This is a genomic window from Lacinutrix algicola (genome assembly GCF_001418085.1).
Classification (GTDB): Bacteria; Bacteroidota; Bacteroidia; order Flavobacteriales; family Flavobacteriaceae; genus Lacinutrix; species Lacinutrix algicola.
Genome location: NZ_LIQH01000042.1, coordinates 1 through 12,081, shown reverse-complemented (window position 1 = coordinate 12,081; position 12,081 = coordinate 1). Strand labels below are relative to the sequence as shown.

The window sequence follows — 12,081 nt, the reverse complement described above, 5'->3', positions numbered from 1 at the left end:
CATTTATTTTTTATTTTCTAATTTTTAGTATATCTTGCTATAGCTATTAATTAATTTTCAAATAAAACCCAATGAAACCATTTGGCTATATTCTTATTGCAATTGTTTCAGCTTTAAGCTTTCACAACGCAAATTCTCAAACTATAAACAATCCTTGGACCACTAGTTTTGGGACTAATGCTATTAACAATCCTGTTCGAGAACAAGAAGCTGGCTTAGGCCGTTTTAAAACTTGGAATCTTAATCCTGCAGGTTTTAGATTATCTGCTGGACGCTTAATAAAAAACAGAATCACTTTTGAAGCTGTCGCATCACTTAATAGCTTAGAAGAAAATTATCCTACAGAAGAAACTCTAGATGCCGAATATCCATACATTGCTCTAGATGGTATGTTTAAATATCAATTTACTAATGGACTTGGGATATTAGATCCTTATGCTACAATTGGTGGAGGTTACACTTGGCTAGATACAATAGGAGCCGGAACAGTTAATGGCGGAATTGGTACAAATATTTGGATTGGAACTTCTTTTGGTTTTAATATTCAAACAATTTATAAACACGCTTTCGAAGATTATGGTTTAAAACACTGGCAACATTCTGCTGGAATAATATTTAGATATGGCGGAAAAGACACAGATAAAGATGGTATAAACGATGACAAAGATGCCTGTCCGGAATTATTTGGCTCGTTTGAAACTAATGGTTGTCCAGATGCAGATAAAGATGGCGTAATTGACAGCGAAGATCTTTGTCCTAATAATTTTGGTCCAGCAAATATGCGTGGATGTCCAGATAACGATGGTGATGGCACACCAGATAAATACGATAAATGTCCAGAAGTAAAAGGAGCGATTAATGATGATGGCTGCCCAGTTTTTGATACGGATAAAGACGGTGTAATAGACAGTAGAGATAAATGCCCGCAACAACCTGGACCTGCCAGTAATGCTGGATGCCCAACAAAAGAACAATTACAGCAAAAAAGCCTAATACAACGCCAAGAGCAAACAGAACGAAATAATGCTATAAAATTAAAAGTGACAAATGAGTTAAAAGAGTTTGCACAATCTATAACGTTTAACAATAGTAAAGCAACTTTAACAAGTACAGGTATGGCTGCTTTAGATAATATTTCGAAAGTTATGCTTACGCAACCAAACATGAAATTTCACATTACAGGACATACAGACAACCTAGGAAGTAAAGGAACTAATATGTTATTATCTGAAAAAAGAGCTAATGAAGCCAAAACCTATTTAATTTCTAAAGGTGTAAATGCTAAAAGCCTAACATCACAAGGTTATGGAGAAGAAAAACCTGCTGTAGATAATAGTACTGCAGAAGGCAGATTAAAAAACAGACGAATAGAAATTTTTATTGTTAATTAATCTATTAAATACGTTTTAACTAAACAAAAAAAAGCGACCTAATGGTCGCTTTTTTTGTTTTATATAAATTCATTTATTAGATACTCTCTCCTAACCAAGCATTCATCATCCAAAGCGTTTTTTCTTGCTCCGTAATAAAATCACTAATCATAGAACTTGTTCCTTCATCATTAGCATCTCCAGCCTTATCAAGCACTTGTCTTTCTAACTTTAATAACTCCGCTAAAGAGTTTACAATTAAATGTACTGCATCACTATCTTTAGATATGTTTTTTCCAACTGGCACTTTTGCTTTTTTAATATAATCATCGAAAGTATGTAAAGGTGTTTCACCTAAAGTAAGCACACGCTCTGCTATTAAATCGACTTTCAAGTTGGCATCCGTATACAACTCTTCAAATTTAACATGCAAATCGAAAAAATTCTTTCCTCTAATATTCCAATGTATACCTCTTAAATTCTGGTAATAATTTTGGAAATTTGCTAATAAATCATTCAAATCACCTGCGATTTCTTTAGTCTTTTTTGCGTCTAATCCTAAACTATTTAATGCCATAATATTTGTTTTTTATCTGTGTTATTTAATACTCAAATTTACGATTAAAATAAATGCTAATTAGTATAGTTTTTATTGATAGATTTTATATTTTTATAGTTGAAAACTATATCCAATGACAATCACACAACTAACATATGTTCTTGCAGTTGCAGAACAACAGAATTTTACAAAAGCAGCAGAAAAGTGCTTTGTTACGCAACCAACTTTAAGCATGCAAATTCAAAAATTAGAAGATCAATTAGATATTTTAATTTTCGACAGAAGTAAAAAACCAATAGAACTAACTGGTGTGGGTAAAAAGATAGTTAGTCAGGCTAGAAATATTGTAAACGAATCTCATAGAATACAAGACATTGTAGATCAACAAAAAGGTTTTATTGGAGGAGAATTTAAACTAGGAATAATACCAACGGTAATGCCAACATTACTACCAATGTTTTTAAAAACTTTTATTAAGAAGTATCCTAAGGTTAAACTTAAAATAGAAGAACTTACTACCGAAGAAATAATAACTAGAATTAACGAAGGACATTTAGATGCTGCCATTGCTGCAACTCCTTTAGAAAATGACTCTATAAAGGAAAGAGTCCTTTATTTTGAGCCTTTTATGGCATACATACCACAAAGCCATCGCTTAAGTAGTAAAAAAACAATTAGCACTGAAGATCTAGATATTGAAGATATGCTTTTGCTTGAAGACGGACATTGTTTTAGAGATGGTGTTATTAATTTATGTCGCGCATTTAAAGCTCAAAACGAGGATAGTTTTCAAATAGAAAGTGGTAGTATAGAAACACTAATTAAACTCTCTAACGAAGGACTAGGTATGACCTTACTCCCATATTTACATACTCTAGATATTAATGAAAAAACAAGAAATAATTTAAAAGAGTTTAATGCACCTTCTCCAGCTAGAGAAGTGAGTATTATTTATCATAAAAGTGAATTAAAAATGCAAATTATTGAAGCATTACAAGATGTTATCTCTGGAATAATTAGAGGCGCAATAGCATTTCAAAATGTTCAAATAATAAGCCCTTTACCAAAATAGGTCTATATTAAAACAACAAAAAGACGCGCTCTATAGCGCTTTTGTTGTTTTAAATAGTTAATAAATTTTATAAAGCAAAATTTACATAGACTGAAAAACGTTGCTTTGACTCTACATTATCACCAAATAAACTTTGGCTTACTGGTAAAGTATAACTTGCTCCAAATATAAACTTCTCTATTGCTAATTCCGATCCTAACGAAGCATTAAGAATGTTTCCATCTGTGTCTTGCAAGGTTTCACCATATTGCTTTATAGAATCATAAACATCGCCAGAAAGTCCTACAAATGGCATTATATTCATTTTTTCGGTAGAAAAAGCAGTAAACATATTAACGGCATAACTAAATTGATTACCAAATTGGTATTCGTTCTTGTTCTCGCCTTTTAAATAATAACTTAGTAGTGTATTTACTCCTATTTTATTCCCGCCATAGTTATAGCCTAAAGAAAAAACACCGTCTACGCTTCCTGTTCCTACTTGAAAACCTGGATTAATGTTGTCTGTCAAACGTTCTTCAAATTTACCTGTTGGTAATTTCACACCCAAACCAAACTGTATAGAATGTCCTGAAGGTTGCTTTTCTGAATTAAAATCTACAGCTTCACCTTCTTTTTTCTTCTTATAAAAAGCTAATTTATACCAACCTATTAAACTACTATCTCCTAAACCAGAGATGTTTTCGGTTGAATTTGTATAACTTCTATTTAAATCTTGATATGGTAAATTTGCTGTAACATAAAAAGCATCTGTAATAGGTATTTGTGCCCATAACTGATATGTATTAAAGGTTTCTTCACTTTTAGGTGAATTATCGAAAATGCCATTTTTAGATTCAAAACTTTGATAGATATAACGTACACCTATAAAATTTGCGTTGCTTAATGTACCAAACCCAAAACTCCCACTACTTGTCGAGCAACCACATAAGTCGCAAAAAAAAGAAAATGTTTCATGATTGGAACACGAGCCTTTAATCTCGTGAGCATTAACTTTAGAAATACCGAAAGCAATAAATAAAGCTACTATTACTATTTTATTAATATTCTGAAAATCTTTCATCTTCTAAAAATTCGTGATCTGTTAATGTCTTTAAGAATGCTATAATGCTTTCTTTTTCGTAATCTGATAAATCAATACCATAACTACCATCTGGTTTTAATAGTAATGGATCTACATTGCCATTATCTGTAATCCCAGAATCGTAAAAATCTAGAACAGCTTCTAATGTTGCAAAGCGTCCATCGTGCATAAAAGGATAACTAACTTCTACATTACGTAAACTTGGAACTCTAAAAGTGTATAAATCGTCTGGATTATTTCCTATTTCATAACGGCCTTTATCGTTTAATTGCGGATTAATAGACAAACCATTATTTCTAAAATTTTGGTCTGTAAATAAATCGCTAGAATGACAAGATGCACATTTTACATCAAAAGTATTTAAGCCATCTTGCTCTATTGATGAAAGTGTCATGTTTTCTTCATTTCTAACATACTTATCATATTTAGAATTTGAAGACACCATGGTAAGCATAAACTGAGATAACGCTTTTAAAATGTTTTCTGAGTTTATTTCACCATCAGCAAAAGCACGAGTAAACTGCTCTTGATAGTAAACATCTGTACTTAATTTTGTTACAATATTACCCAATGTCTCTCCCATTTCAAGATCACTGGTAATAGGTATTATAGGTTGTAAATCTAAATGTGTAGCTGCACCATCCCACATAAATGAAGTTTGATAAGCCAAATTTTGCATAGGCTGCGCATTCCTTAATCCAATACCTCCATTTACACCGTGACTTAAATTGTGTCCGTGATGCGTGAAAGCAAAAGCTTGCTCGTGGCAAAAAGCACAAGCGATAGCATTATTAGAAGATAATCTACCTTCGTAAAACAGTTTTTTACCAAGTTCGAAACCTGCATCTGTTAAAGGATTATTGTCTAAATTATAAGTGATTTCTGGAAAATTTGAAGGCCAATCTACAGTTAAAGGAACAGCTTCGTAAGCTACTACTTCTTCTGAATTTGAACACGAACAAAATACCATTATACTTATAAAAAAAAGAAGTGTTTTTTTCATAATTATTGATATAGTAAAACCATTGAAGGCTAAACACCTTCAATGGTTTAATTGCTAATTAATCGTTGTGTACGTGGTGTACTTCAAACATTCCATTAATGTTATCTGCAATAATTGGAGTTTCGTTTACATCTGTATGTACTTGATCGTAACCATCGGCAAAATTAGCTGTAGTTGAACCATCGAATACTTTAGAAATATCTGCTTTTATATGTACTTCTGGCGAAGTAGTTTCTCTAACCAATACTGTATTTGGAAATGGTAATGTAACCTCACGGTAGTTATCTAAAGATGTTCCAACACTTCCCATGTGTACGCTTAATGGCTGATCTGTAACCGATGATGTAGAAAAAGTACCATCTAATCTAATAAACTTGTAACCTGAAGCCCAGCTCCACATCATACCTTCGTCTGTAGCTTCATCTAAAAAATCTCCTTGCCCAGCTGCTCCTAAAGCAAAACGGTCTTGATCTATACCAACACCAAAGGTGATTTCAGTATAATTTGCAGCATCTACATTATTTAATGTAATATAAATTTCTCCTGCATTATTACCATCTGCTTCATTAACAATAAAGACGTTATCTTCTGTTGGATACATAAAAGTATTACCTTCAGAATCCTTAACTCTTACGTTACTAATAATGTATTTTAAAGTTTCTAATTGAAAAGATTCTCCGTTAGATTTGTTATATGTAGTACCAAAGATAAAATCACTATCTCCAACACCGTTGTCGAATTTTAATATTAATTCTCCTTTTTGTCCTTCTAATCCTTCTGTACTAGAAATTGAATCGTCGTCTGATGAGCATGCAAATATTGTTGCGCATAGTAATAGCGCAAATGTAAATTTTAAAGTTTTCATTTGTTTAAATTTTATTAATTGTAATTGTAATTTTTAGCCTTATAAAGAATGTAAGACTAGACGAAATAAAAATTAAACTATAGGAGGTTTAAAGTGTGTGTGCTCAAAAGAGAATGAGTACAATTGTTCTTGTAGTGTGTTTTTTCTTAATTCTTTTTTTAAAGATTTTTTTATGTCTTTATCGTAGTTATAGTCTACATAAAACACAGGGAAAAAAGATTCTGCTAAACTATTTAAAGTCGCATCTCCATCATTATCTGTAGTGGTTGCTATTTGTTTTGCTAAATGACACTTACCATTACATTGTAATTGTGGCTTTTCTTTATTTACACAATACGTTTCTATTATATAATCTATGTTTAATTCAAAATAAGCAACATAACCAACAAAGTACATTGGTCTAATTGCAAATGAAACAAAGAGTAATATGGCGAAAAAAGATTTCAGTGTAAATTATTTATTTTTTTGCAAATATAAAGTTGAAAAGTAAAATTTACTAATTATTAACTATTAAAAAAAGCGACTACAGAGAGTCGCTTTTTATTATACTTTAATATAGACTAAACATTGGTTTAAATCCGGGTTTTCATTTATTAAAGATTCTATATAAATTTTTAGTTCTTCAATTTCGTAAGGTAATAAACGTTGAAGTGCTTTTTGTACCTCCTTACAAAACAAGTTAGCATCAAAACTAACTTTATTAAGTATAGTTTTGGTGTACTCGAACATTGCTCTAGCCATAATAGTTTGTGTTTAATTAAATAATAAAAGTAGATTTACAGAATAGGCAAATGGTTTATAAATTCGATTAAATGTAGTGAAAAAATTCAATTAAAGAAGATGATATTCTTTATTTTGATTGTTAATTTATTCACAATTAACAAATTTAGAACCTATTATCACCATCTAATAAATCTCCTAATCCACCTAAAATACTACCTTCTCCTTTACTCTTTCCTCCTTTTGGAATACTTGATAAAACACGACCTGCTAATCTACTAAATGGTAAGGATTGAATATAAACTGTACCAGGCCCTTGCAGTTTTGCAAAAAACAAACCTTCGCCTCCAAAAACAGTGTTTTTAATTCCTCCAACAAACTCTATATCGTAATTAATGCCTTGAGTAAAACCAATAATACAACCGGTATCTACACGTAACGTTTCTCCTGCTTTTAATTCTTTTTTTGCAGTCGTTCCACCAGCATGAACAAATGCCATACCATCACCTTCTAGCTTTTGCATTATAAAACCTTCGCCTCCAAAAAGTCCACGACCTAGTTTTTTACTAAACTCTACACCTATACTTACTCCTTTTGCTGCACATAAGAAAGCATCTTTTTGACAAATAAACTTACCTTTAAACGCTGTTAAATCTATTGGAATAATTTTTCCTGGATATGGAGATGCAAACGAAACGTTTCGTTTTCCATCTAAATTATTATAAAAAGCGGTCATAAATAAGCTTTCACCTGTAAGAATACGTTTTCCTGCACCTAGAATTTTACCAAGAAAACCTTCATCTTTTTGAGAACCGTCTCCAAAAATGGTTTCCATTTTAATACCATCGTCCATCATCATAAAACTACCAGACTCTGCAACTACACCTTCTTGAGGATCGAGTTCTATCTCTACGTATTGCATTTCTTCTCCGTAAATTCTATAGTCTATTTCGTGCGCTGTCATCTTATTAAGTTTTTAGTTATACTTTATATGTAATGGTTTTTATTAAAATGTTACAGTTTTTATTTTTTAGGTTGTTTAACTCTTACAGACCATTCAAAATTAAAAGTAGAAACCACTACTCCATCTTGGTTAGTACCTATAGATTGCATCCAGAATGATTGACCTTCTCCAGTCTCTATAGATTTATTTAATGCTGCATCAATTAAATGTCCATCTACACAAGAAAACACAATACGTCCTGTAGCTTTTTTTGTAAAACTTGCATTATTGTTGGTAACCAACATAGACACTTGCTTTCCAGATTCTCTAATTTTACCAAGTACTAATGCACCTGTTGATAACTCTGCTGCCATACCTTGAACTGCCCAAAACATAGATTTAAATGGATTTTGATTAATCCAACGGTGTTTAACTCTCACTGTGCAAGAGTTATCTTTAATTGTTGTTACACGTATTCCTGTAAAGAATACAGAAGGCAATTTAAAGAGATTGAAAGTGTTTATTTTACTTGGTGTAAGCTTCATATATTATTAGATTTCTTCAAAACTATCGAAAATATTTTACATTTCAATATGTTAAAAATTTGTTAATATTTAGTACTATGCGTAACACAATACCTTTTTAAAGACATATATTTGTATAAGCAACTATTATATACTTTTAAAATGGAAGAAAAAAATCATACTAATATCGCAACCTTTATTCATCTATCTACCTTTTCAAGATTTCTTGTTCCTTTCGGGAATTTTTTAGGTCCATTAGTGTTATGGGTAATAAACAAAGAGAAGTCTCAATTTATAGACGAAAACGGAAAGCAAGCATTAAACTTTCAAATAAGTATATTAATCTATTCTTTAATTATTGGATTAGTAACTATTCCGTTTTTTGCCTTTAGCATATTTAGTGGTTTCGATTTTATGGATTTTAATTTATTCGAAGGCATTCATTTAAACCTTAGTAAACCTTCTCCTCTATTTTATATCGGTGGTTCTTTAGGTTTTTTAGCAGTAGTAGGCTTTGTTCTTGAGATCGTTTTTATTGTTAAAGCAAGTTTAAGAGCAAGAGACGGAGAAATTTATGAATACCCATTAAGTATTAAATTTTTAAAATAAATATAGCTGAAGTTATTTTCAGTTTCATCAATAATCAATCAATCAAAAAATGAACAGTTTAACAACATTAAATCGCATGACAATATGAAGATAGAAAACACAAAAGCACAAATGCGTAAAGGTGTTTTAGAGTATTGCATTTTATCTGTATTAAAAGACAAAGACGCATACGTCGCTGAGATTTTAGGCACTCTAAAAGATGCTAAGTTACTGGTAGTAGAAGGTACAATCTATCCTTTACTTACACGACTTAAAAATGCAGGTCTTCTTAATTACCGTTGGGAAGAAAGCACCTCTGGACCACCAAGAAAATACTATGGATTAACAGAAACAGGGCAATTGTTTTTAAAAGAACTAACCACTACTTGGGACGAATTACAAACAGCAGTTAACATTGTAACACCATCAAAAAACAACACTAATGAATAAAACAGTCAACATAAATTTAGCAGGTATATTTTTTCACATAGATGAAGATGCGTACTTAAAATTACAGCGCTATCTTGAGGCTATAAAACGTTCATTTACAGATTCTCAAGGACGATCAGAAATAATTGCAGATATAGAATCTCGTATCGCAGAATTATTTTCGGAACGTATATTAAACGAAAAACAAGTTATTGGAAACAAGCAAGTAGACGAGGTGATTACCATTATGGGACAGCCGGAAGACTATCTTGTAGACGACGAAATATTTGAAGACGAACCAAAGCAAAGAACACATACTACAGGTAGATCAAAAAAATTATATAGAGATACCGAAACGTCTTATGTAGGTGGTGTATCTGCAGGATTAGCCCATTACTTTGGCATCGATGCTTTATGGGTTAGAATTATCTGGCTAGTATTAGTTATTGGTGGTTTTGGAACAGGAATATTAATTTACATTTTACTTTGGATATTAGTACCAGAAGCAAAAACTACTTCTGAAAAGATATTAATGACTGGAGAAAACGTAACCATTTCCAACATCGAAAAAAAAATTCGTGACGGCTTTGGAACAGTTTCAGATAGTGTTGGTCAAAATCTTCAAACCGCTGGAGACAAACTAAAAGAAGGTTTTGAAAGCGCAAGCGATAATATTTCTAATTCTGTAAAAAATATAGATGTTAATAAATCTACTAACAGAATAAAATCAAGCTCGCAAACGTTTTTCGATACCATCGCAGACATTTTTATGTTCTTTTTAAAACTGTTCGCTAAGTTTATTGGTATAATATTAATGTTTACTGGAGCCGTGGGATTTATTGCAACTACTGTTGTTTTTATTTCTTCAATATTTATGGGACGAATGGATCAAATTCATCTTGGAAATTCAGATTTAGTATATCTAGCTGAAGCATCAAGCACTCCTATTTGGTTAGTGTTCTTAATAGTATATTTTTTAATTGGTATCCCACTATTATTACTTTTCTATCTAGGTCTTAAAATTCTAGTAAATAACCTAAAATCTATTGGTAGTGTAGCCAAGTTTACACTTTTAGGAGCATGGTTATTGTCTTTAATTGGAATTTGCATTATTGGTGCAAAACAAGGTTTATCGTACAGTGAAAAAGCACCTTCTATTTCAACAGAGAAATTAGAGAGCATAACTAAAAAAGACACGTTATACTTATCTATGAGAAGTAACGAAACTTATTCTGATAGTAATAATAACAACTTTAATAGTTTCGACACAGCTTTTAACGATAATGGAGATAAAATAACTTTTGCTAGAAGCGTAGCATTTAAAATTCGCTCTACTAGAGATAGTGTTGCTAAAGTTAAGATTATGAAAACAGCTAGAAATTCATCTTTTGAATCGGCAAAAGTATTAGCCGAAAACATAAGCTACGAATACGAACTAATAGGTAACGAGTTACTTTTAGATAATCATATTCTTATACCTAATGACGATATTAAAAGAAGCCAGAGAGTAGAAGTTACTATTTATTTACCAGTAGGAACAACGCTTTTTCCAGATAAAAACACTCACAGGTTTCATACTAATAACTGTTTACTATCTAAAACAAAAGAAGGTCATTTTCTAACCGTTTCTAACGGAAAATTATTATGTAACGATTGTAATGAAGACAATGATTACGACGATTTTGAGATAGATGTAAACATTAATAAAGATGGTGCAAAACTTAAAATAAACTCTGAAGGCATTGAAGCAACAAGCAATACTAATTCGTTAGAAATTAATGAAAATGGTGTAAAAAGTAAAACTAATAACGTAGAAGTTAATATAGATGAAGATGGTATTAAAATAACATCAGACAAAGAATAGCAATAACCAATAAAAACAGAAATTATGATAACCATAGCAGAGTTTTTAATTGCATTAATACTAAATATATTCGTGTAAAAACAACCAAAAATTAACCAACCAAAAACCATCCCATTCTTTATAAAAAGTTTGGGATGATTTTTGTTATATATTTGCTGAACAATAAATAAGTGTTCCGCTTTCTCGGAAAATAAATATGAAAATAAAAATACATTACCTTATTATCACTTGCTTAATAGCCTTTTCTGGATTTTCTCAAAGTACAGAAAAAATAAAAGGAAGTAGAAATGTTACTACGCAAACTACAGAAATAGATCCTTTTAATAGATTAGTAATTAGTGACGATTTTAAAATTAATATAAAACAAGGTGAAACACCATCTGTACAAGTAGACACAGACGATAATTTACATGAGGTTATAGCCTTTAATGTACAAGAAGGTAGTTTAAGTTTTAAAACAAACAAAAGGATTACCTCTAGTAAGAAAATGGAAATTACCGTAATATTTAATGACTCCTTGAATATTATTGAATTGAAAGAAGATGCAGAATTAAGAGGTGCAAGTACTATTAAGGTTGAAAACTTAATAATAAGAGCTAAAGAATCTACTGAAACGTATTTAACTATTGAAGCTGAATCTTTTGAATATATTGGAGCAGGAAAAACAAAAGCTGAACTAAATGTAACGTCGAAATCGACAATTTTAGACCTAAGTGACAATACATCTATTGAAGCTTTAATAAACTCTGGAACTATTACAATAGAAATGTTACAACGTGCCAATGCTAAAATTGAAGGAGATGCAAGCGAGTTAATAGCTAACACAGATAATTCTTCTATTTTAAAAGCCGAAAAACTAACTGTAGAAACCTGTAATTTAATTACTGAAGGCAGAGCTGATGTACATGTAGAAGCGACAAAAAAATTAATAATTGAAGCTTCAGGAACGTCTGAAACATACATTTATGGTAGTGCAAAAATTGAATTGGAAAAATTTGAAGACGATGCTATTCTAAGAAAGAAATAGAAAAACTAGTTAATAGTAAAGCATAAAAAACAA

At 31.1% G+C, this 12,081-nt stretch carries 14 protein-coding genes; 6 read left to right on the top strand and 8 right to left on the bottom strand.

What is annotated here, in order from left to right; translation table 11 throughout:
• Nucleotides 1-71 precede the first annotated feature (71 nt).
• Nucleotides 72-1,391, top strand: a complete 1,320-nt coding sequence (locus tag ASC41_RS15210) for an OmpA family protein (RefSeq protein WP_055437517.1) — start codon at nucleotides 72-74, stop codon at nucleotides 1,389-1,391.
• Between the two features lie 76 nt (nucleotides 1,392-1,467).
• On the opposite strand, the gene ASC41_RS15205 is transcribed toward ASC41_RS15210, so the two are convergent.
• Nucleotides 1,468-1,947, bottom strand: a complete 480-nt coding sequence (locus ASC41_RS15205) for a Dps family protein (protein WP_055437516.1) — start codon at nucleotides 1,945-1,947, stop codon at nucleotides 1,468-1,470.
• Nucleotides 1,948-2,062: 115 nt separating this feature from the next.
• On the opposite strand from ASC41_RS15205, the gene ASC41_RS15200 reads away from it, so the two are divergent.
• Nucleotides 2,063-3,001 carry a hydrogen peroxide-inducible genes activator gene (locus ASC41_RS15200; protein WP_055437515.1) on the top strand — a complete coding sequence of 313 codons (939 nt, stop codon included), beginning with the start codon at nucleotides 2,063-2,065 and terminating at the stop codon, nucleotides 2,999-3,001.
• A gap of 67 nt (nucleotides 3,002-3,068) precedes the next feature.
• Here ASC41_RS15200 and ASC41_RS15195 read toward each other — a convergent pair whose 3' ends face one another.
• The 7 genes from ASC41_RS15195 to ASC41_RS15165 form a co-directional block, all read right to left on the bottom strand.
• Complete coding sequence (locus tag ASC41_RS15195) at nucleotides 3,069-4,064, bottom strand: transporter family protein (RefSeq protein WP_193786901.1); 996 nt, start codon at nucleotides 4,062-4,064, stop codon at nucleotides 3,069-3,071.
• A complete protein-coding gene (locus tag ASC41_RS15190) occupies nucleotides 4,042-5,088 on the bottom strand; it encodes a cytochrome-c peroxidase (protein WP_055437514.1) in 1,047 nt (348 codons plus the stop codon). Before ASC41_RS15190 ends, ASC41_RS15195 begins: the two co-directional genes overlap by 23 nt.
• A gap of 58 nt (nucleotides 5,089-5,146) precedes the next feature.
• Nucleotides 5,147-5,953, bottom strand: a complete 807-nt coding sequence (locus ASC41_RS15185) for an MbnP family protein (protein ID WP_055437513.1) — start codon at nucleotides 5,951-5,953, stop codon at nucleotides 5,147-5,149.
• A gap of 72 nt (nucleotides 5,954-6,025) precedes the next feature.
• The gene (locus ASC41_RS15180) at nucleotides 6,026-6,349 is read right to left on the bottom strand and encodes a hypothetical protein (RefSeq protein ID WP_055437512.1); all 324 of its coding nucleotides are present in this window, start codon (nucleotides 6,347-6,349) and stop codon (nucleotides 6,026-6,028) included.
• A 147-nt stretch (nucleotides 6,350-6,496) separates the two neighbouring features.
• On the bottom strand, nucleotides 6,497-6,694 hold the full coding sequence (locus ASC41_RS15175; protein WP_055437511.1) for a hypothetical protein: 198 nt from the start codon (nucleotides 6,692-6,694) through the stop codon (nucleotides 6,497-6,499).
• Between the two features lie 145 nt (nucleotides 6,695-6,839).
• Nucleotides 6,840-7,637, bottom strand: coding sequence for a TIGR00266 family protein (locus tag ASC41_RS15170; RefSeq protein WP_055437510.1), 798 nt, complete (start codon nucleotides 7,635-7,637; stop codon nucleotides 6,840-6,842).
• Between the two features lie 59 nt (nucleotides 7,638-7,696).
• Complete coding sequence (locus ASC41_RS15165; RefSeq protein WP_055437509.1) at nucleotides 7,697-8,161, bottom strand: DUF4442 domain-containing protein; 465 nt, start codon at nucleotides 8,159-8,161, stop codon at nucleotides 7,697-7,699.
• A 141-nt stretch (nucleotides 8,162-8,302) separates the two neighbouring features.
• On the opposite strand from ASC41_RS15165, the gene ASC41_RS15160 reads away from it, so the two are divergent.
• The 4 genes from ASC41_RS15160 (at nucleotide 8,303) to ASC41_RS15145 (ending at nucleotide 12,048) form a co-directional block, all read left to right on the top strand.
• A complete protein-coding gene (locus tag ASC41_RS15160) occupies nucleotides 8,303-8,749 on the top strand; it encodes a DUF4870 domain-containing protein (RefSeq protein WP_055437508.1) in 447 nt (148 codons plus the stop codon).
• Nucleotides 8,750-8,833: 84 nt separating this feature from the next.
• Entirely contained in the window at nucleotides 8,834-9,178 is a 345-nt protein-coding gene (locus ASC41_RS15155) for a PadR family transcriptional regulator (RefSeq protein WP_055437507.1), read from the top strand.
• Nucleotides 9,171-11,021: a PspC domain-containing protein gene (locus ASC41_RS15150; RefSeq protein WP_055437506.1), complete on the top strand. Its 1,851-nt coding sequence runs from the start codon at nucleotides 9,171-9,173 to the stop codon at nucleotides 11,019-11,021. The genes ASC41_RS15155 and ASC41_RS15150 overlap by 8 nt, the downstream gene beginning before the upstream one ends.
• Before the next feature lie 196 nt (nucleotides 11,022-11,217).
• Complete coding sequence (locus tag ASC41_RS15145; RefSeq protein ID WP_083477231.1) at nucleotides 11,218-12,048, top strand: GIN domain-containing protein; 831 nt, start codon at nucleotides 11,218-11,220, stop codon at nucleotides 12,046-12,048.
• The last annotated feature ends 33 nt before the right edge of the window (nucleotides 12,049-12,081 follow it).

Excerpts from the sequence above, each read along its gene's own strand:
- ASC41_RS15210 (WP_055437517.1), top strand. The coding sequence starts at position 72 with ATGAAACCATTTGGCTATATTCTTATTGCAATTGTTTCAGCTTTAAGC.
- ASC41_RS15205 (WP_055437516.1), bottom strand. The coding sequence starts at position 1,947 with ATGGCATTAAATAGTTTAGGATTAGACGCAAAAAAGACTAAAGAAATC.
- ASC41_RS15200 (WP_055437515.1), top strand. The coding sequence starts at position 2,063 with ATGACAATCACACAACTAACATATGTTCTTGCAGTTGCAGAACAACAG.
- ASC41_RS15195 (WP_193786901.1), bottom strand. The coding sequence starts at position 4,064 with ATGAAAGATTTTCAGAATATTAATAAAATAGTAATAGTAGCTTTATTT.
- ASC41_RS15190 (WP_055437514.1), bottom strand. The coding sequence starts at position 5,088 with ATGAAAAAAACACTTCTTTTTTTTATAAGTATAATGGTATTTTGTTCG.
- ASC41_RS15185 (WP_055437513.1), bottom strand. The coding sequence starts at position 5,953 with ATGAAAACTTTAAAATTTACATTTGCGCTATTACTATGCGCAACAATA.
- ASC41_RS15180 (WP_055437512.1), bottom strand. The coding sequence starts at position 6,349 with ATGTACTTTGTTGGTTATGTTGCTTATTTTGAATTAAACATAGATTAT.
- ASC41_RS15175 (WP_055437511.1), bottom strand. The coding sequence starts at position 6,694 with ATGGCTAGAGCAATGTTCGAGTACACCAAAACTATACTTAATAAAGTT.
- ASC41_RS15170 (WP_055437510.1), bottom strand. The coding sequence starts at position 7,637 with ATGACAGCGCACGAAATAGACTATAGAATTTACGGAGAAGAAATGCAA.
- ASC41_RS15165 (WP_055437509.1), bottom strand. The coding sequence starts at position 8,161 with ATGAAGCTTACACCAAGTAAAATAAACACTTTCAATCTCTTTAAATTG.
- ASC41_RS15160 (WP_055437508.1), top strand. The coding sequence starts at position 8,303 with ATGGAAGAAAAAAATCATACTAATATCGCAACCTTTATTCATCTATCT.
- ASC41_RS15155 (WP_055437507.1), top strand. The coding sequence starts at position 8,834 with ATGAAGATAGAAAACACAAAAGCACAAATGCGTAAAGGTGTTTTAGAG.
- ASC41_RS15150 (WP_055437506.1), top strand. The coding sequence starts at position 9,171 with ATGAATAAAACAGTCAACATAAATTTAGCAGGTATATTTTTTCACATA.
- ASC41_RS15145 (WP_083477231.1), top strand. The coding sequence starts at position 11,218 with ATGAAAATAAAAATACATTACCTTATTATCACTTGCTTAATAGCCTTT.